This is a genomic window from Duganella fentianensis (assembly GCF_964031615.1).
Lineage (GTDB): Bacteria > Pseudomonadota > Gammaproteobacteria > Burkholderiales > Burkholderiaceae_D > Rugamonas > Rugamonas fentianensis_A.
The window spans coordinates 394,050-414,730 of the sequence record NZ_CAXIQN010000020.1; the positions used below are offsets into that span (position 1 = coordinate 394,050).

The 20,681-nt window shown below is 63.1% G+C and carries 19 protein-coding genes, 1 tRNA gene and 1 pseudogene; 13 read left to right on the top strand and 8 right to left on the bottom strand.

The features are described 5' to 3' along the window. Window positions 1-6 precede the first annotated feature (6 nt). The 6 genes from mdcC (at window position 7) to ABNT42_RS16290 (ending at window position 4,604) form a co-directional block, all read left to right on the top strand. Window positions 7-321, top strand: coding sequence for a malonate decarboxylase acyl carrier protein (mdcC, locus tag ABNT42_RS16265; RefSeq protein WP_348698690.1), 315 nt, complete (start codon window positions 7-9; stop codon window positions 319-321). After that, complete coding sequence (locus tag ABNT42_RS16270; protein WP_348698692.1) at window positions 318-1,229, top strand: biotin-independent malonate decarboxylase subunit beta; 912 nt, start codon at window positions 318-320, stop codon at window positions 1,227-1,229. The genes mdcC and ABNT42_RS16270 overlap by 4 nt, the downstream gene beginning before the upstream one ends. Window position 1,230: 1 nt before the next feature. Next, window positions 1,231-1,959, top strand: coding sequence for a biotin-independent malonate decarboxylase subunit gamma (locus ABNT42_RS16275; RefSeq protein ID WP_348698694.1), 729 nt, complete (start codon window positions 1,231-1,233; stop codon window positions 1,957-1,959). Between the two features lie 7 nt (window positions 1,960-1,966). Then, entirely contained in the window at window positions 1,967-2,677 is a 711-nt protein-coding gene (gene mdcG, locus ABNT42_RS16280; RefSeq protein WP_348698696.1) for a malonate decarboxylase holo-[acyl-carrier-protein] synthase, read from the top strand. Window positions 2,678-2,772: 95 nt separating this feature from the next. Further along, window positions 2,773-3,702: a triphosphoribosyl-dephospho-CoA synthase MdcB gene (gene mdcB / locus ABNT42_RS16285; protein WP_348698869.1), complete on the top strand. Its 930-nt coding sequence runs from the start codon at window positions 2,773-2,775 to the stop codon at window positions 3,700-3,702. Next, on the top strand, window positions 3,699-4,604 hold the full coding sequence (locus ABNT42_RS16290; protein WP_348698697.1) for an acyltransferase domain-containing protein: 906 nt from the start codon (window positions 3,699-3,701) through the stop codon (window positions 4,602-4,604). The genes mdcB and ABNT42_RS16290 overlap by 4 nt, the downstream gene beginning before the upstream one ends. Before the next feature lie 50 nt (window positions 4,605-4,654). Here ABNT42_RS16290 and ABNT42_RS16295 read toward each other — a convergent pair whose 3' ends face one another. Further along, window positions 4,655-5,263 carry a phasin family protein gene (locus tag ABNT42_RS16295; protein ID WP_348698699.1) on the bottom strand — a complete coding sequence of 203 codons (609 nt, stop codon included), beginning with the start codon at window positions 5,261-5,263 and terminating at the stop codon, window positions 4,655-4,657. A gap of 230 nt (window positions 5,264-5,493) precedes the next feature. Next, window positions 5,494-6,318 (bottom strand): hypothetical protein, encoded by an 825-nt coding sequence (locus ABNT42_RS16300; RefSeq protein WP_348698701.1) that lies wholly within the window; start codon window positions 6,316-6,318, stop codon window positions 5,494-5,496. A 185-nt stretch (window positions 6,319-6,503) separates the two neighbouring features. Between ABNT42_RS16300 and ABNT42_RS16305 the strand changes: the two genes are divergently transcribed. Both ABNT42_RS16305 and ABNT42_RS16310 read left to right on the top strand, forming a co-directional pair. Next, a complete protein-coding gene (locus ABNT42_RS16305) occupies window positions 6,504-6,830 on the top strand; it encodes a flagellar basal body rod C-terminal domain-containing protein (RefSeq protein ID WP_348698703.1) in 327 nt (108 codons plus the stop codon). 85 nt (window positions 6,831-6,915) lie between these two features. Beyond that, complete coding sequence (locus ABNT42_RS16310; RefSeq protein ID WP_348698705.1) at window positions 6,916-7,656, top strand: hypothetical protein; 741 nt, start codon at window positions 6,916-6,918, stop codon at window positions 7,654-7,656. Between the two features lie 39 nt (window positions 7,657-7,695). Here the strand turns inward: ABNT42_RS16310 and ABNT42_RS16315 are convergent, their stop codons facing one another. Together ABNT42_RS16315 and ABNT42_RS16320 are read right to left on the bottom strand one after the other, a co-directional pair. Next, a complete protein-coding gene (locus ABNT42_RS16315; protein ID WP_348698707.1) occupies window positions 7,696-8,814 on the bottom strand; it encodes a YbdK family carboxylate-amine ligase in 1,119 nt (372 codons plus the stop codon). Then, window positions 8,815-10,002: a cation:proton antiporter gene (locus ABNT42_RS16320; RefSeq protein WP_348698709.1), complete on the bottom strand. Its 1,188-nt coding sequence runs from the start codon at window positions 10,000-10,002 to the stop codon at window positions 8,815-8,817. A 103-nt stretch (window positions 10,003-10,105) separates the two neighbouring features. On the opposite strand from ABNT42_RS16320, the gene fghA reads away from it, so the two are divergent. Continuing rightward, window positions 10,106-10,957, top strand: a complete 852-nt coding sequence (gene fghA / locus ABNT42_RS16325; protein ID WP_348698711.1) for an S-formylglutathione hydrolase — start codon at window positions 10,106-10,108, stop codon at window positions 10,955-10,957. 74 nt (window positions 10,958-11,031) lie between these two features. Here fghA and ABNT42_RS16330 read toward each other — a convergent pair whose 3' ends face one another. Both ABNT42_RS16330 and ABNT42_RS16335 read right to left on the bottom strand, forming a co-directional pair. Beyond that, entirely contained in the window at window positions 11,032-11,994 is a 963-nt protein-coding gene (locus tag ABNT42_RS16330) for a chemotaxis protein (protein WP_348698713.1), read from the bottom strand. 209 nt (window positions 11,995-12,203) lie between these two features. Further along, window positions 12,204-12,279 (bottom strand) — tRNA-Gly (locus ABNT42_RS16335). 117 nt (window positions 12,280-12,396) lie between these two features. On the opposite strand from ABNT42_RS16335, the gene ABNT42_RS16340 reads away from it, so the two are divergent. The 4 genes and pseudogenes from ABNT42_RS16340 to ABNT42_RS16355 form a co-directional block, all read left to right on the top strand. Further along, window positions 12,397-14,031 carry a Na+/H+ antiporter gene (locus ABNT42_RS16340; protein ID WP_348698714.1) on the top strand — a complete coding sequence of 545 codons (1,635 nt, stop codon included), beginning with the start codon at window positions 12,397-12,399 and terminating at the stop codon, window positions 14,029-14,031. A gap of 4 nt (window positions 14,032-14,035) precedes the next feature. Next, a complete protein-coding gene (locus ABNT42_RS16345) occupies window positions 14,036-15,100 on the top strand; it encodes a histidine kinase (protein WP_348698716.1) in 1,065 nt (354 codons plus the stop codon). Further along, window positions 15,088-15,870, top strand: coding sequence for a response regulator (locus ABNT42_RS16350; RefSeq protein ID WP_348698717.1), 783 nt, complete (start codon window positions 15,088-15,090; stop codon window positions 15,868-15,870). The genes ABNT42_RS16345 and ABNT42_RS16350 overlap by 13 nt, the downstream gene beginning before the upstream one ends. A 127-nt stretch (window positions 15,871-15,997) precedes the next feature. Further along, a pseudogene (locus tag ABNT42_RS16355) lies at window positions 15,998-17,068 on the top strand (acyltransferase family protein); the annotation flags it as partial. 73 nt (window positions 17,069-17,141) lie between these two features. Here ABNT42_RS16355 and ABNT42_RS16360 read toward each other — a convergent pair. Together ABNT42_RS16360 and ABNT42_RS16365 are read right to left on the bottom strand one after the other, a co-directional pair. Then, window positions 17,142-19,619: a penicillin acylase family protein gene (locus tag ABNT42_RS16360; protein ID WP_348698719.1), complete on the bottom strand. Its 2,478-nt coding sequence runs from the start codon at window positions 19,617-19,619 to the stop codon at window positions 17,142-17,144. 81 nt (window positions 19,620-19,700) lie between these two features. Beyond that, window positions 19,701-20,639: a LysR family transcriptional regulator gene (locus ABNT42_RS16365; RefSeq protein WP_348698721.1), complete on the bottom strand. Its 939-nt coding sequence runs from the start codon at window positions 20,637-20,639 to the stop codon at window positions 19,701-19,703. Window positions 20,640-20,681: the final 42 nt, after the last annotated feature.

Below are 20,681 nucleotides of genomic sequence, written 5' to 3' on the forward strand. Positions count from 1 at the left end.
CACGGCATGGAAACTCTTAATTATCGATTCGAACAGGGCACGCGCTCGCTGACGGCGCAGCCGCAGCTAGTTGGCGTGGTGGGCTCGGGCAATCTGGAAGTGCTGATCGAGGCAGCCGAACTGGGTGGCGCCTGCAGCATCGAAATCCAGACTGCCGCCGTCGGCTTCGGCGCCATCTGGCAGGCCGTGATGCAGGACTTCCAGCAGCGCTGGCAACTGGCCAATGCACGGATATCCATCAACGATATGGGCGCCACGCCTGCCGTGGTCAGCCTGCGCATGGATCAGGCGGTACAGACCATGCTGGGAGGCGCCGCATGAGCCGCCCGGTCAGCTATCAGGAAGCCAGCGCACGCGAACGGCTGCAGCAGCTATTCGATGCCGGCAGCTTCGAAGAATTCCTGCCACCGTCGGCACGCATAATCAGTCCCCATCTGGGCCAGCTCAATGCGCCGGTGGCGTTTGACGATGGCGTGGCCGTGGGGCGTGCGCGCCTGAACGGCATCACCGTGTACACGGCCGCACAGGAAGGCGGTTTCATGGGCGGCGCGGTGGGCGAAGTGCATGGCGCCAAACTGGTCGGCCTGCTGCGCCGTGCCGTACAGGATCAGGCCACCGCCGTCGTGCTGCTGGTTGAATCGGGCGGCGTGCGTCTGCATGAAGCCAATGCGGGACTGATCGCCGTATCCGAAGTGATGCGTGCCCTGCTCGATGCGCGCGCGGCCGGTGTGCCCGTGATCGTGCTGGTAGGCGGCGCCAATGGCGCGTTCGGTGGCATGGGCATCGTGGCGCGCTGCGCCAATGTGGTGATCATGTCGGAAGAAGGCCGGCTGGCCATGTCCGGCCCTGAAGTGATCGAGACGGCCAGCGGGGTAGAAGAATTCGATGCGCGCGACCGTGCGCTGGTGTGGCGTACCACGGGCGGCAAGCACCGCTATCTGATGGGCGACTGCCAGACCATCGTGGCCGACGACATCACCGCCTTCCGCGCTGCTGCGGCGCAGGCCATGGCCACGCTGACGGGCGCGCAGCAACAGGCCGTTCAACTGAGTCTGAGCGCACTGGAAGCGGAGCAGGCAATGCTGGCGCAGCGCATCGAACGCTACGGCCAGTTGCGCGACCCTGTCGACATCTGGAGTGCCATGGGCATTGCCGATGCGGCCAATCTGCCTATGCTGGACATCGATCAATTCATAGCTGTCGCGGGCCAGTGCCGCATGGGAGCCTGAGATGCAAGCAAAAACTGACTGGAAAAGTATCGCTGCGGCGCTGTTCCCCGATGGTCACAGCATCACCGAACAGGACTGCTTCCTGAGTGGCTATGGCCAGTTCGAAGGCCAGCAGATCGGCGTGATCGGCACCACCGAGCACACCCCGATCGGCGTGGAGATTGCACTAGCACAGGCGCAGGCCATATTGCGCATCGTGCGCGAACATCCGGGCATGCCTATCCTGATGCTGATCGACACGCAAGGCCAGCGCCTGCGCCATCGCGACGAAATGCTAGGCATTAACAGCTACATGGCTCATCTGGGCAAATGTGTCGATCTGGCGCGCCGTCAGGGTCATCGCATCATCGGTCTGGTGTACGATCAGGCGCTGTCGGGCGGCTTCATCACCAGCGGCCTGATGGCCGACGCCTGCTTCGCCCTGCCCGATGCTACCATCCGCGTGATGGGTTTGCCCGCCATGGCACGCATCACCAAGGTGCCGGAAGAACGCCTGCTGGAACTGGCACAGAGTAATCCCGTGTTCGCACCGGGGCCGGAGAACTACCAGCGTATGGGCGGGCTAGGCGCCATCTGGCAGGGCAATCTGGCTGCGCATCTGCGCGCCGCACTGGCGCAACCCGTGAGCGGCGATATTCGCAGCGGACTGGGACTGGAACGGGGCGGCCGCCGCTACGCCCAGCCTGTGATCAACGCCGTGCTGCATGGCGGCGATGTGCAGATCCGCTGAAGTGCTCATGTCTGCCAGCCATACCATGCCAGACCGCGCCCATACGGCTACGCCGCGAACCCACCATGCGGCGCGCCACCAGCTAGTCTGGCTCGATGCAGGCGGCTGGCAAGAAGTGCTGGCTGCGGCGCCGCCCGAACACCGTCCGGCGCTGCAGCAGTGGCAGCAACAGCAGGCACCGCTGGTGGTGCGGCGCCATGAGCCCGATGCGCGGGCCGACCAGATCTGCCTCGGCCTGCCCTTGCCGCCCGATGCCGTCAGCGGCAACAAGCTACGCATTGGCCTGAAAGTGCAGCGCACGCACATCGCCCGCATCAAGCCGGCGCTGCCGCTGCATCTGGCGCTCACGGTACAGCAGCCATGGCACGACGCGCTGCTGGAATTTGCCCGCGCTGCACGCCCGCTCGCGCTGCAGGTATATGGCTCGCTGGCCATGCAGGTGCTGACCGGCCTGCCCTACCTGAGTGCCAGTTCCGATATCGATCTGCTGTTCCATCCGCGCAGCGCCAGCCAGCTAGAACTGGGGCTAGCCCTGCTGGCTGAATATGCCCAGCGTCTGCCGCTTGATGGCGAAATCGTCTTCCCTGACGATCAGGCCGTTGCATGGAAAGAATGGCGGTTGGCGTGCAGCACGCAGGCCAAGGTGCTGGTAAAGTCCGGCGCAACCGTGCGCCTGTGTGATACCGCCAGCCTGCTGGCAACGCTGGAGCAGTCCTGATGGCCCAACTCACTCTCGATCCTGCGCTGGCAGCCAGCGCGTCGCTGCACCAGCGCCATGCACTGGCCTTGGCGGCGCTGCAGGCCAGCGCCGCCATGCAGGCACGCGCCCGCGCCCGTGCCTACGCCGCACAGGTGGCGCGACTGGCCGTACGCAGTCTGTATCACGAACTCTGTCTCTATCCTAAACCCGGGCTGGTGTCGCTGGTAGATAACGGCAGCCACGACGATATGGATGCCGCCACCTTCGTGCGCAGCCTGTTCTCGCTGCGCCACTACTTCCGCAAAATCTGTCAGGCCGGCTGGGATGACGCGCCGTTTGCGCAGCTCCGACAGCTGGGCATGGAAGCGGAACGCGCCATGCTGCGCGCCACCCGTGGCATCAACACTCACCGCGGCGCCATCTTCAGTCTGGGACTGCTATGCGCCAGTGCCGGACGCGCGCGCGCACAGGGCATGGCCAGCACACCGGCCAGCCTGCGCGCCGTGCTGCTGATCCGCTGGGGCATGGAACTATCCCAGCACGCAGCCGTGAAGCCTGCCGAGCAGCACCGCAGTAATGGCCTGCAGGTGGCGGCACGCTATGCCGTCAGCGGTGCGCGCGAAGAAGGTGCGCTGGGGCTGCCGTCAGTGTTTGAAGTAGGTGTGCCGGCACTGCTGGCAGCGACCCAGCGCGGCGCCAGTCAGCGCTGCGCCCGCATCGACACGCTGTATGCGCTGATGGCGCACATCAGCGATAGCAATGTCTATCACCGTGCCGGCCCCGATGGTGCACGCGTGGTACGCCAGCATGCCCAGCATTTTCTGGCGCTGGGCGGCACCCGCCATGCGCGCTGGCATGCGCTGGCACTGGAAGGCCATCGCAACTTTGTCGGTCTGCGCCTGTCGCCGGGCGGCGCGGCCGATCTGCTGGCAGCGAGCTGTCTGGTGCAGGCGCTCGCCAGCGCTGGAGCCAACGCCGGAGCCAGTACAGGTGCTAGTGTCAATGCCGCTGCCGGCTTTACATCGCAAGGCAGCGCCACATGAGTGGCAACGGCCGCCTCTTGCTGCTATGCCCCGGTCAGGGCGGCCAGCATGCTGCCATGTTCGATCTGGCACGCAGCCATCCGGCTGGTGCAGCGTTACTGGACAGTCTGCCCCTACCGCATGGTGACGATCTGTATGCCAATCGCCATGCCCAGCCGCTGATCGTGGCGGCTACGCTGGCTATGTGGGAAGCCCTGCGCGAACAGGCCCCCGCCCCCGCCATGGTGGCTGGCTATTCGATAGGCGAACTGGCGGCGTATGGTGTGGCCGGAGCCTACAGCCCCGCCACGTGCATGGCTCTGGCGACGGCGCGCGCAGACATGATGGATCAGGCGGCACAGGCCGAGCCGGATCAGACCCTGCTGGCCATCTCCGGCATGGCGCTTGCGCGCGTACTGCCACTGCTGCCCGCCCATGCTTACGAACTGGCCATCGAAACGGGGGAAGATAGCTGTATTGCCGGTGGTCCGGCTAGCCAGCGCGCAGCACTCGAGCAGACGGTTCTGCTGCACGGTGGCCGCAGCACGCATCTACCAGTGGCAGTGGCGTCCCACACGCGCTACATGCAGACCGCAGTGGCGCCATTCGCTGCGTTGCTACAGCAGACGCCGTTCGGGATGATGCAAGCGCCGGTACTAGCCGGCATCAGCGCCATCAGCGTGCGCGATCAGGCCAGCGCCAACGACCTGCTAGCGCGCCAGCTTGCCACGCCTATCCGCTGGGCCGCCTGCATGGATGCCGCTGCCGAAGCAGGCATCCGCTATGCACTGGAACTGGGGCCCGGTGCCGCGCTGTCACGCATGCTGCAGCAGCGCCCCCCCCACATCAGCACCCGCTCGGTGGCAGACTTCCGCACCATCGATGGCATTTTGCGCTGGCTGGAACGCTGCAGCGAGGAATAGTCAGGCTGCGCCTGCGGCCATTCCCCTGTGACGGCCGATGCAGGATACGCCTAGCTGTCCTTGCGTGCGCCCGTCTGTTTCGCACTTGCCGCACTCTGGGCGCTGCTGCCGCCCGTAGTCGACTGCGCGGTCTGTGGCGTATGGCCGCCCTGCATATTGCCCTGGCTGTCGCTGCCATGCTGGCCGGCGCTCTGCATGGTCGAAGTGCCGCGCATTTCGCTGCCACGCGACTGGCGCATGCCGTCGTTATAACTGGTGAACGGATCGCTGAATTTTTCCAGCGCATCCTGATGGCTGCGCATGGTCTTTTCCGTTTCTTCCGACGTTACGCGTGCCACTTCATCGGCCAGTGCCTTGGCCGTGCGGCTGGTTTCCTGCACATGTTCTTCTGCCACTTTGGACAGGTCCACCTGGGTGTCGGCGGCGATGCGCGACAGGTGCTGCTGATAGGCGCGGACTTTTTCTGCGGCGGGCTGGGCATGCGCTGCCACGGCAGCAAACGCTTCCGTAGGACGATGCGACGTAATGACCTGCTGGCCAGCCTTGGTACTTTCTTCCAGCATGGTCTGGGCCAGCTGGATATTCAGATCGCTATATTGTTGCAGAGTACGGAACAGCGATTTCGACATGTCGTTGAAGAACGACAGTTGCGCTTCCATGTGCGTCTTTGCTGCGGGAGTAACGGATTGGGAGTATGGATACATAGATGTGCCTCGAAAAGTTGGTGAGCCTGAAAGTCGAATCGACGAGTAACACGCCGCGTTGGCAGCGCGAGTGACAAGGCTACGTGACATGCACGAGGCACCTCTGATCCAGATCAAAGGTGTGCCCCCGAATTTGAGGGAACTTTTTAAATCGGAATTTTCTGATACTTGCCGCGGAACTCTGCTCAACGCAGCCGTTTCAAGTCATTCAGACTGAACCACAACTCCTTGCGCGCCAGCGGCGTCTCTGCTGGTAGCAGAGGATTAGGCAGTTCGATCAGTAGGCGCTTGTCCAGTTGCGCGCGGCGGATGGCTGGTCCGAAATGGCGCCAGAACAGTTGGCTGAACGAACCATCTGCCAGTGCCAGCTCCAGCCCCTGCCGCAAGTTTTCCGCCAGTTCAGTGTTCTGGCGATTGACGAAGTAGTAGTCGGCCGTAGGATAGACCAGCAAGACATGCTGATCGACAACAAGCTCCGGATGGCGGCGCGACTCAGCCCAGATTTCGTGCAAGGAACGGGGAGCCCAGTCAAACCGGCCTGCATTCAGCATACCGAACAGACTGCTATACACGGTCACTGGGAACACCACGATACCGTTATGACGCAGGATAGTCAGATCGGGCCAGTCATGCCCTTGTCCCGTTGAGTAGCGGCGCAAGTCTTCGATATTGCGTACATTGGCCAGCAGTTCTTTGTGATCAGCCCGCAACAGACCTAGTCGCCAGCCGATCAGACCGCGCGACATCGGAATGCGGATTGGCAACAGCATGTTCTCCCGTTCCGTCGAGGTCATCGTGCTGACCACGTCGATGCGTCCGGCGCCGGATTGCAGTTCCACAATGGCACGATTCTGCTGCATGCTGGTAGGTGATAATTCCACCCGATACTTGTTGCCGCCCTTGGCCAACGCCAGTTTCAGCAAGGCATAGCCATATTCGCCGCGCTCGTCTTCTACACTTTCCGCGCGTGGGTAATGCACCACGATAGGCTCGGCACGAACCGCGACCATCCACCATAGCGCCAGCAAAACTAGACCATATCGCAACGTCAGCATCATTCCACAGCAAGAATTTTTTCCAGTTCGACAATACCCAGACGTCGTCCAGCCGTCAAGCCTGCCTTTTTTTTCATCAGCGCCGTGCACAGAGCCCGCCACGGGTGTACACTGGAAGCTAATTACCTTGGAGAAACACCATGGCTATCGCTGTGCTCAGTTCCGGCGTCACCGGACTCAACGCTGCTGAACGCGCGCTGGGCAATAGCGCCCATGCCATCGCGAATATAGGCACGCAGGGTTTCCAGCCTTCGCAAGCGTATTTCACCGAGAGCCAGCCGGCGGGCAGCGGTGTTACCGTGTCGTTTCAGGCCCAGCAACTGCAGCAGATCGATGGACCCAGCCAGACCGATCTGACCAAGGAAACCACCAATTCCCTCGTCTACGAAAAACAATACGATTTCTCCGCCAAAGTCCTGCGCACGGCCGATCAGATGCTAGGCTCACTCATCGACATCAAAGCCTAAGTGATCTAGGCATCTATACAACAATCCAGTAGTCGCTATCGTCATAGCAGTGTATTCTCTGCGGATGTTCCTGATGAGGCCGCTCATGCTGCGTTTCCGTTTTGCCAACGTCTGCGCTACCCTGTGCACGCTCGCCAGCGCTGCACACGCCCATGAACCGACCGTGCAGGTACTGTACAGCGAACGCCCGCCCTATCTGGTGGCGGCCGCAGAGAGTGGCCCCAGCGGTCTGACCGGAGCACCGGCCACGCGTGCGTTCCGGCTGGCCGGCATCAGTGCGCGCTGGCTCAACCTGCCCACCAACCGCCAGCTGATGACGGTGCGCGACAGCAAGACACCGAGTTGCGCCGTGGGCTGGCTCCGTACGCCGGAGCGCGAACATTACGCCAAATTCACCCGTGCCATCTACCATGACCGCGACTGGACCGTGCTGGCCCATGCAAGTCTGGCCGAACGGGGCGATGCCAGCCTGCAGGAACTCATGCAGCGCAAGGATGTGCGCATCCTCGTCAAGGATAATTATTCCTACGGCAGCGAACTGGACAAGATGCTGGCACGTACCAATCCCGTCATCGCCGTCTCGACCGCACCCACTGCCAAGATGGTGCAGTCGATCAGCAAAGGCGCGGCCGATATGATGTTTGTCTCGGACGAGGAAGGCAGTTTCATCATGGAACACCATCCTGCCGAGCAGACCCGCAAACTGCGTCTGCTGCGCTTCAAGGATCTGCCGCATGGGGCGGAGCGCTACCTGATGTGCAATCAGGCCACGCCCGATGCTTACATCGAGCGGCTCAACGCGGCCATCGCCAGCTCCGCCCATTAAACCCCAAATAGCGCCCTCAGGCAGCAGACAGCGCCCCCGCTAGCCGTGGCGGAAGCGTTCGATCGCCGCTGCCACCATGCCTTCGGCACTGCCGCTGCGGGCGAACTGCTGGCGCAGGTAATGGGCGTCGCTGCCCTCGTGGGTCACCGCCACCAGATGTTCGAGTCCGGCCGTGCCGCCCAGTGCGGCGCCATACGGCGCCATCCTGCGCAGCGTGGTCAGGATATCTTCGCGCAGTGATAGGCTGTCGTAGCTTTGCGGATGCACCAGCGTACCATCGAGGCCGAAGCGGCAGGCCTGAAAGCGGTTGTAGTTATACACCAGATAGTCGTCCTCCTGCGGCGCGGCCGAGCGCCGTTCCAGCAGATAGGCACACAGCGCCTGCAGATAGCTGGCCAGTGCGGCCGCGCGCGCCACCGTCAGCGGGGTATCGCACACGCGCAGTTCGATGGTGCCGTATTCGGGCTTGGGGCGGATATCCCAGTAGAAGTCCTTCATGCTGCTGATCACGCCCGTGTGTTCCATCTTGGCGAAATAGTCGCGCTCGAAGCTGGCCCAGTCGAGCAGGAACGGCGCGCGCCCGCTCATGGGAAAAGCAAACACGGAGTTCAGCCGCGCCGAGTTAAACAGCGTATCGCTGGCCTGCACGAAGGGCGACGACGACGACAGCGCAATGAAGTGCGGCACGTAGCGGCTCAGTGCATGCAGCAGATACAGCGCATCGTCACCCGACGCGCAGCCGATGTGCACATGCTGGCCGAAGATGGTGAACTGCTTGGCCAGATAGCCATACAGCGCCGAGACCTGCTTGAAGCGGGGCTTGGCATAGATGCGCCGTTCGCTCCATTTCTGGAACGGGTGAGTGCCGCCGCCGCAGATGCCGATATTCAGCCGCTCGCCGGCCTGCACCAGCGTATCGCGCACCAGTTCCAGCTGCGCCAGCAGCGCATCGTGGCCGTGCTGCACATCGCTGTTTATCTCGATCATGCTCTCGGTGATCTCCGGCGTGACATTGCCGGGAAACGGCTTGCGCTCGAGCAGATGCAGCAGGTCGGGGCTGGAGGCGGTCAGGTCATAGTCGGACAGGCTGACTAACTGTAGTTCCAGTTCCACCCCCATGCTGAGCGGAGTGGACGATTTAAACGGTGGTAAAGGCATTCAGTGTTCCTCCTCGGCGGGGGTTTCGTGCGCCCAGATCAGCGCGCGCTGGGTCAGCACGGGGCCCAGCACTTCCAGCAGCAGTGTCATGGCGGCCAGCGCGGCCAGTTCATCCACCAGCACGATGCCCACATAGCGCGTCTGCTCCAGCAGCAGCGTCACGAACACCGACATGGGCGCTAGCGCCACGCCCGTCAGCAAGCCCTTGCGCCAGCTGATGCCGCCCACGCGGGCAAACAGCATCACCGCAGCGGTCTTAACGAGAAAGCGCGCCAGCACCAGCACGGCACCCAGTGCGGCGCCAGCCAGCACGCGCTCCCATTCCAGCGCAGTGGCGGCGAAGACGAACAGCAGCACGGCCAGCAGTTCGCCGATGGCGCCGAAATTGCGCTCGGTGCGGCTCAGCATTACGCGGCTGTGGCGCGCGGCCAGTCCGAACGTCAGCGTGGCCAGTACGGGCGAGACATCGAGTGCATGGGCCAGCAGCACCAGCAGCATCACGCCCATGGCAAAGGCCAGCGTGCCATCGCGCGCCAGAGCCCCGAGCTGGCGCAGCAGCGCCGGCACCAGCCAGCCTAGCAGCCCGCCCAGCACGGCCGCGCCGCCCAGTTCGATCAGACTATGCGACACCGCCTGTGGCAGGCTGCCGGAAGTCTGGAACACCCAGAAGCCCACCACCACTTTGAAGACGAACAGCGCCAGCACGCAGTTGATGGCCACCAGATGCAGCACCCGTTCCGTCACCTGCCCCGCGCTATCGGCTTCGTTAATCACCCGCAGCACCGCAGCCGGCGAGCTGGACATGGCCAGCGCCGCCAGCAGCAGCGAAGTCAGCGGCGGCATCTGGGTCAGATGGGAAATCAGATAGACCACGCCGAAAGTGGCGGCCGATTCGGCCAGTCCGCTGACGGCGATCCACGGATTGATGCGCAGCCAGTGCAGATTGATGCGGTAGCCAAACTCGAACAGAATCAGGCCGAACGCCAGATTGGCCAGCAGCGTCACCGTACTCGAAGCCCCGCTGGCAAAGCTGTCCGGCATCAGCTGCGCCATCACAAAGCCCACCAGCCCGTACAGGCTGATGCGCGGCAGCCGCGTGCAGCGGTGCAGCACTTCGCCGGCCAGCCATGCCAAAATGATGGCCAGCGGCCAGCCCATCGCCGTAATGATGCGGGAAATTTCCGCCATGCCCACCTCCGCCGTTAGAAACTTGTACAATTCTGGCGGGGCGGCAGGGTTTCTACTGTGCGCCAGAATACATATGGAACACAGCAGAGATAAAGGGTAGCCCATGCTTGAACTACTAAGCGAACACGTGTGCTTCGGCGGCGTACAGCGTTTTTACCGGCATACTTCGCAGAGTACCGGCCTGCCTATGCGCTTTGGCGTGTTCCTGCCGCCGGCCGCGCACCATGCGGGCGCACAGGTGCCGGCGCTGTTCTTTCTGGCCGGCCTGACCTGCACCGAAGAGACTTTCATGATCAAGGCGGGTGCCCAGCGCGCCGCGGCCGAAGCGGGCATGGCGCTGATTACGCCCGATACCAGCCCCCGTGGCGCCGGCATTGACGGCGAGGCAGCGCACTGGGATTTCGGCGTCGGTGCCGGCTTCTATCTGGATGCCAGCGTCCAGCCGTGGGCGCAGCACTACCGCATGGAAAGCTATATCCACGAACTGCAGCAGCTGGTGGTGAAGGAACTGCCCATCCATCCGCGCCGCATCGGCATCAGCGGCCATTCCATGGGCGGCCACGGTGCGCTCACGCTGGCGCTGCGCCGGCCCGATATCTTCCGTAGCGTATCGGCCTTCGCGCCGATTGCCGCACCGTCGCGCTGCCCGTGGGGCGTGAAGGCGTTCAGCGGCTATCTGGGCGAGGACCGCAAGCAGTGGGCCGCGCATGACGCCAGCCTGCTGATGGAACAGGAGCAGACGCCCTTCCCCGACGGCATACTGATCGATCAGGGGCTGGGCGATAAATTCCTCGCCGAGCAGCTCTATCCGGAAGAATTCGAAGCGGCCTGCATCAACGCGCGCCAGCCTATCCAGCTGCGCCGCCATGCCGGCTATGACCACGGCTACTATTTCATCGCCAGCTTCATCGAAGACCACATCCGCTTCCACGCCCGCAATCTGGCCGGCAAATAGCGCGAGCCAGCACCAAACAACAGGGGCCGTGATGTCGCCATCACGGCCCCTGCGTATTTTGACTGCGGGCAGGCTTACAGCGCTGCTTTGCTCAGTACGTTACGGATGGTGGTCGCCAGATCTTCTGCCGAGAATTTGGCTACGTAGGCATCGGCGCCCACGCCTTTGACGTGGTCTTCGTTGGTCTTGCCCGACAGCGAAGAGTGGATCACCACGGGAATCTTGGAGAAGCGCGCATCCTGCTTGATCAGACGGGTCAGCGTGAAACCGTCCATTTCCGGCATTTCAAGGTCGGTCAGCACCATGGCGATACGGTCATGGATCTGGATGCCTTCGGCCTTGGTGCCTTCATAGATGGCCTGCAGACGCTCCCACGCTTCCTTGCCGGACTTGGTCATGATGAAGTGCGCGCCCATGGCTTCCAGACCTTTTTCGATCAGGTTACGGGCTACCACCGAATCATCCGCTGCCAGTACCACGGCGCCCTGCTTCATGTGCAGTTTAGGACCGATGGTTTCCGGATCGACGTCATCGCTTTCGGATGGCGTCAGGTCGCGCAGAATGGTTTCCACGTCCAGCACCTGGGCCAGACGGGTGTTCTGCACATCGCCGTCGACGCGGGCGATACTGGTGACCTTGCCGCCGGCCGTACCTTCGGCCGTCAGCACCTGACTCCAGTCCAGACGCACGATCTCATCCACCGATTCCACCGCAAACGCTTGCGTGGTACGGGCAAATTCCGTCACCAGCATGATGTTCAGGCCGGTCTTGGGCTTGACGCCGACGATGCCCGGCAAATCCAGCACGGTGATGATCTGGCCGCGCAGATTGACCACGCCCAGCATGTGCTCGGGCGAACCGGCCACGGCGGTGACTTCCGGCATCGCGACTATCTCGCGGATTTTGAAGACGTTAATACCAAACAACTCAGAATGTTCACCATTGGCATCGGCGCCAAGGCGGAACAATAGCAGTTCGAATTTATTGGAGTTGGTCAGATTACTGCGCTCATCAACTTCCTGCTGAACTGATTTCATAGATTTCGTCTCCGAAGGTGGTCCGCTAACCAGCAGTCGCCCTGATGGGGCAACTCTGCCATTACGCCTCAGTATAACGTTTGCCAGTGGGATAAGTCACATTTTGACCAGCAAAGTATTGATTTACAGCACGATTTACAACGCTGGCAAGGAAATTAGCCAAAAAAAAAGAAGCCCGCAGGCTTCTTTTTTGATGTACTACCGAATTCTGGAGCGGGAGAAGAGTCTCGAACTCTCGACCTCAACCTTGGCAAGGTTGCGCTCTACCAACTGAGCTACTCCCGCAGAAGGCAAGATTATGACAGATGCACGAAAAAAATACCAGCCCCTTTTCCCCGCTTCTCATTGCTGCCTCATCATGGTGTACAGTAAGACCGGTTTTGCAATATTGAAAGTAGTGAAATGGATGCTGTAGAAGTCATTTTGATCATGCTGCTGGCGGTGGTGGCCAGCGCCTATATTTCCCGCCTGCTGCCGCGCGCCGTGCCGCTGCCGCTAGTACAGATCACACTGGGGGCGCTGATCGCCGCCAAATCCAGCCACGGCGTAGAACTCGATCCCGAACTGTTCTTTCTGGCCTTCCTGCCGCCGCTGCTGTTTCTGGACGGCTGGCGCATTCCCAAAAGCGGCCTGCTGCGCGACAAGGGCATGATCCTCGAACTGGCACTGGGGCTGGTGATCTTCACCGTGATCGGCGCCGGTTTCCTGATCCACTGGCTGATACCCGCCATGCCGCTGCCCGTCGCCTTTGCGCTGGCCGCCATCGTTTCGCCCACAGACCCGGTGGCCGTTAGCGCCATCGCCGCCAGCACACCGATTCCGAAACGCCTGATGCACATCCTCGAAGGCGAATCGCTGCTCAACGATGCCAGCGGTCTGGTGTGCTTCCGCTTTGCTGTCGTGGCTGCGCTGACGGGTGCCTTCTCCCCAGCCAGCGCCGCCATGACCTTTGTCTGGCTGGTGCTGGCCGGGATTGCCGCCGGTGTCACCGTGACACTACTGGTAACGGGCGTACAGCGCTGGCTGACGCGCCGCTTCGGCGAACCGGTCGGCTCGCCCATACTGGTCAACCTGCTGCTGCCGTTCGGTGCCTATCTGGTAGCAGAACGCCTGCATGGCTCCGGCATCCTGGCGGCCGTGGCCGCCGGCATCACCATGAGCTATGTGGAACTCAGTGGCCACGCGCTGGCCCACACCCGCATCCAGCGCTCGGCCGTGTGGGACACCGTGCAGTTCGCCCTCAATGGTGTGATGTTTGTGCTGCTGGGCGAACAGCTGCCCGATGTGTTCCGCGATGCCCGCGCCACCATCGCCGAAAGCGGCCACCTCAATCCGTGGTGGCTGGCCGTGTACGCACTGGCCATCAATGCCGGCCTGCTGCTGTTGCGCATGCTGTGGGTGTGGGCTTCGCTGCGCCTGACCATCTTCAAGCAGCGCATGCGCCACCAGCCGCGCATCAAGATCAATCCGCGCCTGCTGCTGGCCACCACACTGGCCGGCGCGCGCGGTACCATCACGCTGGCCGGTGTGCTGACGCTACCCCTGCTGATGCCCGACGGCCGCCCCTTCCCTGCCCGCGCCCTGACGATTTTCCTCGCCTGCTCGGTCATCCTCGTGTCGCTGCTGATCGCCAGCATAGGCCTGCCGCGCCTGCTGGCAGGCGTGAGCTTCCCCGCCGAGACGGAAGAACAGCGCGAAGAAGATTTGGCGCGCCGCGCTGCCGCCAAGGCCGCCATTAGCGCCATCGAACAGACCCAGATCACGCTGATGGAAGCAGAAAGCTGCGTCGATCCGGAAGTCTATCCGCAGGCCGCAGCGCGGGTGATCGCCTTCTACGAGCACCGCCTGAAAGAAGTCGATCCGGCCGCCGAAGCAGCATGGCGCAAGACTGACCATGCCGAGCAGGAGCTGCGCATCGCCGCGCTGACGGCCGAGCGCCAGACCGTCTTCAATCTGGCCCGCCATGACCATATTTCCGATGAAATTTCGCGCAAGCTGGTACGCGAAATCGACCTGATGGAAGCCCGCTTCCGCTAAGCCTATGCAGAAAACCCGCACCATTGTTGCCATCGCCTGGGCCCTGTTCTGGGTGCTGATGATTTCCACCTCGGTGCAGGAATACCTGCGCGGGCACGATGAGGGCGTATGGAAGCCGGTACTGTGGGAGACCACCTCGGCGCTGACCGGCACCATGCTGCTGTTGCTGCAGCGGCGCTACACCCGCCAGTACGATGCTCTGGTTGCCACGCCGCTGCGCTGGTTCTTGCGCCAGCTAGTCTGGCTGCCGGCCTACTGGATAGCCTTCGTGCCGATCGCCTTCGGCATGCGCCATGCAGTCTATGGCCTGATGGGCGAACCCTATCCGCACGAGAGCTGGGCCAGCGTGTATCTGTACGAGGACATCAAGATGACGGTGTTCTTCTCGCTGTTCACGGCGATTACCTTCGGCATCCTGTCGTTCCATGCCATGCTGAACGAGCGGCTGCGGGTGGAGCGTGCCAGCAGCGCGCTACGGCAGGCGCAGTTGCTGCGCCTGAGCCAGCAGATGCAGCCGCACTTCCTGTTCAATGCCCTCAACACCATCTCCTCCCTCATGCATAGTAATGTGGCCAGGGCTGACAGCATGCTGGTGCAGCTATCCGACGTGCTGCGCGCCACGCTGGATGTGGGCGAGCGCCATCTGGTGCCGCTGCAGACGGAGTTGCGCATCGTGCGCGGCTATGCTGCCCTGATGGGCGAACGCTTTGCCGAGAGAGTCAGTATTCGCTGGGAGGTGGACCAGGCGGCACTGGCTTGCGAAGTCCCTGTCATGAGCCTGCAGCCACTGCTGGAAAACGTCTTCAAGCATACGGTGGAACAGCGCCGACAGCCGGTGGCCATCCAGATCACGGCAGTACGCCAGCACGACATGCTGCTGCTCGCCGTGCAGGACGACAGCGGCAGCTTGCCGGCCAATGCTGCGGCAAGCGTTGCGACGGGCGGCATCAGCCTGGGCAATCTGCGCGAGCGGCTGGCCGCACTGTACGGCGAGCGTGCCACGCTAGACCTGCGGCAACTGGCGCCGGCCGGTGTGCGCGCCGAAGTGAGGCTGCCGTGCGCATCCTGATCGTCGACGACGAGCGGCCTGCGCGGGAAAAGCTGCGCCGCATGCTGGCAGCGGAATCCGGCATCAGTGCCATCGAAGAGGCGCGCGATGGCATCGAAGCACTGGAGCGCCTGCCCGCCTTTGCACCCGATCTGCTACTGCTGGATATCCAGATGCCGGAAATCAGCGGCCTCGATGTTGCCGCTTCGCTGCCAGCGCCTGCCCCCTGCGTGGTGTTCGTCACCGCCTACGACGAATATGCCATCCGTGCCTTCGATGCCAACGCCATCGACTACCTGCTCAAGCCCTACGACCAGCCACGCCTGCAACGCGCGCTGCAGCGGGCACGCGACCGCCTCGTTCTGGCAGCAGCGCTGGCGCCGGCGACACCAGTGCATAGCCACGCCGCGCCACAGATGCAGGCGCTGGAACTTGCACCAGCGGCCAGCCCGCCCCTGCCTGCCATCAGCCAGTTGCTGATACCGGAACGCGGCGGCACGCGCGTGCTCAGGATCGACGACATCCTGTGGATAGAAACCGCCGACAATTACGTCATCCTGCATACGCAGGAGGCCGCACCACTGATGCGCCAGACGCTGGCCGGCCTGCTGGACAAGCTCGCCCCCCGCTTCATCCGCTGCCACCGCCGCGCCGCCGTCAGGGTGGATGCCATCGCCAGCATCACCAGCCTTGATAAGGGCGACGGCGAAATCCTGTTGCGCAACGGCAGCCGCGCGCCACTGAGTCGCCAGTACCGCGCCGCCCTCGAAGCCCACCTGAACGGCAACTGAACGGCGCCTGACTGCCAGCCGCGCGCCCATCTATCCGGTTCGCCCCACGCCACACCCGTTTCGCCCCAAACTGTTGGACGCCGAGGTAGGCAGACTCTAATCTGGCGCCATTAACAAGGAGCTAACGATGAACCATAACCGCCTGTATTTCCTCGACTGGATACGCATCTTCGCCTTCTGCCTGCTCATCTTCTATCACACCGGCATGTACTACGTGAGCTGGGACTGGCACGTGAAAAGCCCGTTTGCCAGCGACGCCATCGAACCGCTGATGATCCTGTCCTCGCCTTGGCGGCTAGGTCTGCTGTTCATGATCTCCGGCGTCGCCACCGCCTTCATGCTGCAGAAACTCCGCGTCGGCACGCTACTACGCCAGCGCAGCTGGCGCCTGCTGCTGCCACTGGTATTCGGCATGTTCGTCATCGTGCCGCCGCAAGCGTATTTCGAGGTGGTGGAAAAAGTCGCCTATCAGGGCGGTTATGCCGAATTCATGCGCCTGTATGTGCAGGGTTATCACGGCTTCTGCCGCGGCAGCGATTGCCTGACGATGCCAACCTGGAACCACCTGTGGTTCGTCGCCTACCTGTGGGTCTACACCCTGCTGGGGGGGCTGCTGGTCTGGTTGCTGGGTTCGCGCTGGCAGGCGCTGTCGGATGGGCTGGGCCGCCTGCTGAGCGGCTGGCGCATTGTGGTCCTGCCCGTCGCCGTGCTGGCCGCCGCCCGCTTCGGGCTGGCCGAGCGCTACCCCAGCACCCACGCGCTGGCCGGTGACTGGTACAACCACGCCCAGTATTTCTTCCTGTTTGTGCTGGGGGCGCTGCTGGCCACGCAGACGGGATTGTGGCGTCAGGTAGCCGCATTGCGCTGGACCAGTCTGGGTCTGTGGCTGGCCAGCTGGGCGCTGATCGTGTGCTACTGGTCGATACCGGATGCGCTGGCAGGCAGCGCCGAAGTGCAGCAATGGAAGCCGCTGATGCGCACCATCTACTGCCTTTGCCAGTGGACGCCCATCCTGACCGTGTGCGGCTTCGGCCAGCGCCACCTGAACTTCGACAGCGCCAAACGACGCTATCTGACGCAAGCCGTATTCCCCGTCTACATCCTGCACCAGACCCTGATCGTCAGCATGGCACACTGGCTCAAACCAGTGCAGCTGGCGCCCGCCACCGAAGGCCTGATCCTGCTCGTGCTAACCTTTACCATCAGCTTCGGCGGCTTTGAACTGGTGCGCCGCATCGCGCTGCTGCGCCCCCTGTTCGGCCTCGCTGCGCTTACTTCACAAACGTCAGCGTATGCTGGGCAGGACCCGGCAGCAGCGGCGTCGGGCGGCCATGGACCCAGTCATCCCGACCATCAAGGAAGTATGGCGACAGCGGGTGGCCACTCTGGCCACCGGGCAGGTTGAAGATGCCCTTGTCTTCATGGCCGGGCGAAACCGACAGCCGCTCGGACTGGCCGAAGTTAGGGCCCGATACACGCGGCATGTGCTGGTCGCCGGGCAGCATGTCGGGTGCCACTTTCAGGAAGCGGCCCAGCAGCGGCACGGCAGCTGCCATCGGGTGGGCGCTGCTGGCGGTGTTGCGTTCGCCCCAGCTGGCACTGGCCAGCGGCTTGCCATCCTTGGTCAGACTGGCGACGACGCGATCGATTGCGGCCAGATGCAGCGCCTGCCAGCTGGCGTATTGCGGCGGCAGCCACGCTGCCGGCTGCAGGTCCAGCACGCGCGCCACCACCACCGGCCAGCGCGAGGTGATCGAGGCCACGCTGGCTTTCGGATCGATGGCGGCCAGCTGCTCGTTGGCGTTCTCGAACAGCAGGTCATACAGCGCATACATATAGCCGCGCGTAATACGGTAGCCGACCGAATCCACGCTGGCCTTGCCGGTCCAGCTATCCTTCAGCAGTTTCAGCACTTCGGCCCGCTGCGGCTGGTCAGCAATGGCCCTGGCATCGAGTGCCGCCATGGCACGTTCGCGCCAGCTGGTCATGAAAATGGCGCGGTCATCCAGACCGATCTCGTAGACTTTCTGCACATCGGTTTTGGCGCCCAGCGCCGTCAGGCCTTCGCGCACCTGATGGGTACGGGCACCCAGATCGAAGCCGCCATCGCCCAGCTTGTCCGAACCGGCGTTGAGCAGCTGGCGGCTGTTGGCCGTGTACAGCTGGCCGGAGGCAGGATTGACCACCTTGGGATATTCCTCCGGTGCCAGCCAGCCCGTCCACACGCCGGCTGCTTCGCTAACGGCCATCGGATAGGTGGTGATATTGCCGCTGGCCGCGCGACGCGGCAGCGGGCCGGCGATGGTCCAGCCGATATTGCCCTTGTCGTCACCGCCGACGAAGTTCTGCGCTGGTATGCCCAGCGTAGGCGCTATCGCCAGCGCCTGATCCAGCGTGTCGGCCCATTCCAGCTTTTGCGCATTCACATTGACGGCGCGCGCCGTATGCGCCACCCAGTGCACCGCATAGCTGCGGCCACGCGATACACGGATAGGCCCCAGCGTGGTCTCGCGCACTGCCAGCTTTTCTGCCGGCGCGCCTTTAACGAGGATGGTTTCTTCATGCAGCACCGGGGTTTCCCAGCCTGCCTGGGTGCGCACCTGCCCCGGCTTGGCGGCATCCGTATCGAGCGCAATCAGGTCGACATAATCGCCATAGCTGTTGGTGAAGCCCCACGCTACGTGGCCGTTACTGCCCACCACTACCACGGGCGCACCGGGCAGTGTCACACCGACGATGCGGCGCTGGCCGCCCTTCCCGTCGGGGAATTGCAGCGCGGCGCGGTACCAGATGGCCGGCAGCGAGATGCCGAGGTGCATATCGTCGGCCACGATGGCGGCGCCCGTGTCACTACGGCTACCGGCCACGGCCCAGTTATTGCTGCCTACCGTGTTCAGCATATCTGCGCCAGGTGCGCCGGACGAGATCAGGTCTGCCCGTGCCAGCTTGCTATCAAACAGCGCACGCACGCTGGCCGCCTTCGGATCGGTCAGCGCGGTCACACCTGCCGCCTTCGGTTTGCCCCACCAGACTGGCGGTGCATCGGGGATGGTGCTGGTGCCAGCCAGCGGCGAAACGTCGTCCAGCGGGGCATCCCAGTGGGTCGCTTCGGGCGCGAGGAACACGCGCTGGGCCGGACTGGCGTTTTCGGCCAGCCAGCCGCGCGCCAGTTCGCGTGCCTCCTGACTGCCCTGCAGATCGAAATACATGGCCCAGATCACCAGCAGCGAATCATCGGCCGACCACGGGCGCGGGGTCATGCCGACCAGTGCATATTCGAACGGACGGGCGCGCAGTTGCGCCAGCCCCGCGTTCACGCCTTCGGCATAGCGTTCCAGCAGGGTGCGGTCGGCGGCGGGCAGTTCCTTGAGTGCCTGTGCGGCACGGGCGCGGAAGCGGTGCAGGCGGTGCGATTTGTCCACATTCAGCGCCCGTTCGCCGAACAGCTCCGCCAGTTCACCGGCCGCCACGCGGCGCAGCAGATCCATCTGGAAGTAGCGTTCCTGTGCATGCACAAAGCCCGTGGCGTAGGCCACATCGAGCCGCGAGCCGCCGCTGATCAGCGGAACGCCATGCGCATCGCGCGCTACGCTGGCCGTGGTTTCCAGTCCCGCCACCTGCTGGGTACCGTCCAGCTGCGCCAGACTGCCGCGCAGATACAGCCAGCCACCAGCCACCGACAGGGCTACAACCCCGGTCACACCCACGGCTACCCGCTTGGACCAGCGCGCCACTTTGCTTCGATTCATGCTTACCTCATCCGTTGTCTAACTTACATGACGGTGAGTTTGCCAGAAGCGGCATGCATGGCGCAAGCATGCAGTTTCAGATCACCCCAGCTCGCGCGCCACTTCCCGCACGGACTTCAGCAGCAGGCTGGCGCCGGGCGACATGATATGCCCCTCCACCGTGATGATGCCGTAGGCATCCATGCGGCATGGCAGTTCGATCGGCAGGATATTCAGCACGCCCTGCGATTCGTAGTATTTGGCCACCGCCACCGGCATCACGTTGAGCGCGTCGGTCTGTTGCAGCAGCGGCGTGACCAGCAGCACGGCGGTAGTATCGATCACGTTGATCGGCACTTCGAGGCCGGCGCGGCGGAACATCAGTTCGCAGCGCGCGCGCAGAATACTGCCTTGCGGCGGCAATATCCAGGCCTGACTGGCCAGCTCGCGCAGACTCAGTTTGCGCGCCGACAGCAGCGGGTGGCCGGGGCGCACCACCGCACATGCCGGTTCGTCGCCCAGTTCTTCGTAGCTCAGACCTTCCGAGCTATGCCGCTCGGGAATGCGGCCTATCATGAAGTCCAGCCGGCCCCGTTGTAGCTGTTCGAGCAGGATGTTGGACTGTTCCATCTCCACCCCGATACGCAGGCGCGGTGCCTGCTGCTTGGTGCGGGTGATCGCCTTGGGCAGCAGCTCTATGCCGGGCGTCATGATGGTGCCGATATCCACCTGCCCGGCCAGACCAGCCTTGATGGCGACGATATCTTCGTGCGCCAGCGACAGGCTGGTAAGCGCCATGCGGGCATGGCGGATCATGGTTTCGCCATAGATGGTCGGTTCCATGCCGCGCGGCAGACGGTCGAACAACTGCACGCCCAGCATTTCCTCCAGATCCTTGAGCTGCTTGGAGGCGGCCGGTTGTGTCATGTGCAGCTCTTCCGAGGCACGGTGAATATTGCGTTGTTCGTCCAGCGCGATCAGCAGCAACAGCTGACGCGTTTTCAGGCGCGCGCGCAGGAACCAGTTCGGGTTAGTATCCATGGAAAAATGATATCACAATCAGTATTACTAAAGACCTCTAAT

Coding starts and splice junctions, on each gene's coding strand:
- ABNT42_RS16290 (WP_348698697.1), top strand. CDS start 3,699: ATGAGTGGCAACGGCCGCCTCTTGCTGCTATGCCCCGGTCAGGGCGGC.
- ABNT42_RS16270 (WP_348698692.1), top strand. CDS start 318: ATGAGCCGCCCGGTCAGCTATCAGGAAGCCAGCGCACGCGAACGGCTG.
- ABNT42_RS16340 (WP_348698714.1), top strand. CDS start 12,397: ATGGATGCTGTAGAAGTCATTTTGATCATGCTGCTGGCGGTGGTGGCC.
- ABNT42_RS16305 (WP_348698703.1), top strand. CDS start 6,504: ATGGCTATCGCTGTGCTCAGTTCCGGCGTCACCGGACTCAACGCTGCT.
- ABNT42_RS16300 (WP_348698701.1), bottom strand. CDS start 6,318: ATGGTCGCGGTTCGTGCCGAGCCTATCGTGGTGCATTACCCACGCGCG.
- ABNT42_RS16295 (WP_348698699.1), bottom strand. CDS start 5,263: ATGGAAGCGCAACTGTCGTTCTTCAACGACATGTCGAAATCGCTGTTC.
- ABNT42_RS16330 (WP_348698713.1), bottom strand. CDS start 11,994: ATGAAATCAGTTCAGCAGGAAGTTGATGAGCGCAGTAATCTGACCAAC.
- ABNT42_RS16315 (WP_348698707.1), bottom strand. CDS start 8,814: ATGCCTTTACCACCGTTTAAATCGTCCACTCCGCTCAGCATGGGGGTG.
- ABNT42_RS16275 (WP_348698694.1), top strand. CDS start 1,231: ATGCAAGCAAAAACTGACTGGAAAAGTATCGCTGCGGCGCTGTTCCCC.
- mdcC (WP_348698690.1), top strand. CDS start 7: ATGGAAACTCTTAATTATCGATTCGAACAGGGCACGCGCTCGCTGACG.
- ABNT42_RS16365 (WP_348698721.1), bottom strand. CDS start 20,639: ATGGATACTAACCCGAACTGGTTCCTGCGCGCGCGCCTGAAAACGCGT.
- ABNT42_RS16310 (WP_348698705.1), top strand. CDS start 6,916: ATGCTGCGTTTCCGTTTTGCCAACGTCTGCGCTACCCTGTGCACGCTC.
- mdcB (WP_348698869.1), top strand. CDS start 2,773: ATGCAGGCACGCGCCCGCGCCCGTGCCTACGCCGCACAGGTGGCGCGA.
- ABNT42_RS16360 (WP_348698719.1), bottom strand. CDS start 19,619: ATGAATCGAAGCAAAGTGGCGCGCTGGTCCAAGCGGGTAGCCGTGGGT.
- ABNT42_RS16345 (WP_348698716.1), top strand. CDS start 14,036: ATGCAGAAAACCCGCACCATTGTTGCCATCGCCTGGGCCCTGTTCTGG.
- mdcG (WP_348698696.1), top strand. CDS start 1,967: ATGTCTGCCAGCCATACCATGCCAGACCGCGCCCATACGGCTACGCCG.
- ABNT42_RS16320 (WP_348698709.1), bottom strand. CDS start 10,002: ATGGCGGAAATTTCCCGCATCATTACGGCGATGGGCTGGCCGCTGGCC.
- fghA (WP_348698711.1), top strand. CDS start 10,106: ATGCTTGAACTACTAAGCGAACACGTGTGCTTCGGCGGCGTACAGCGT.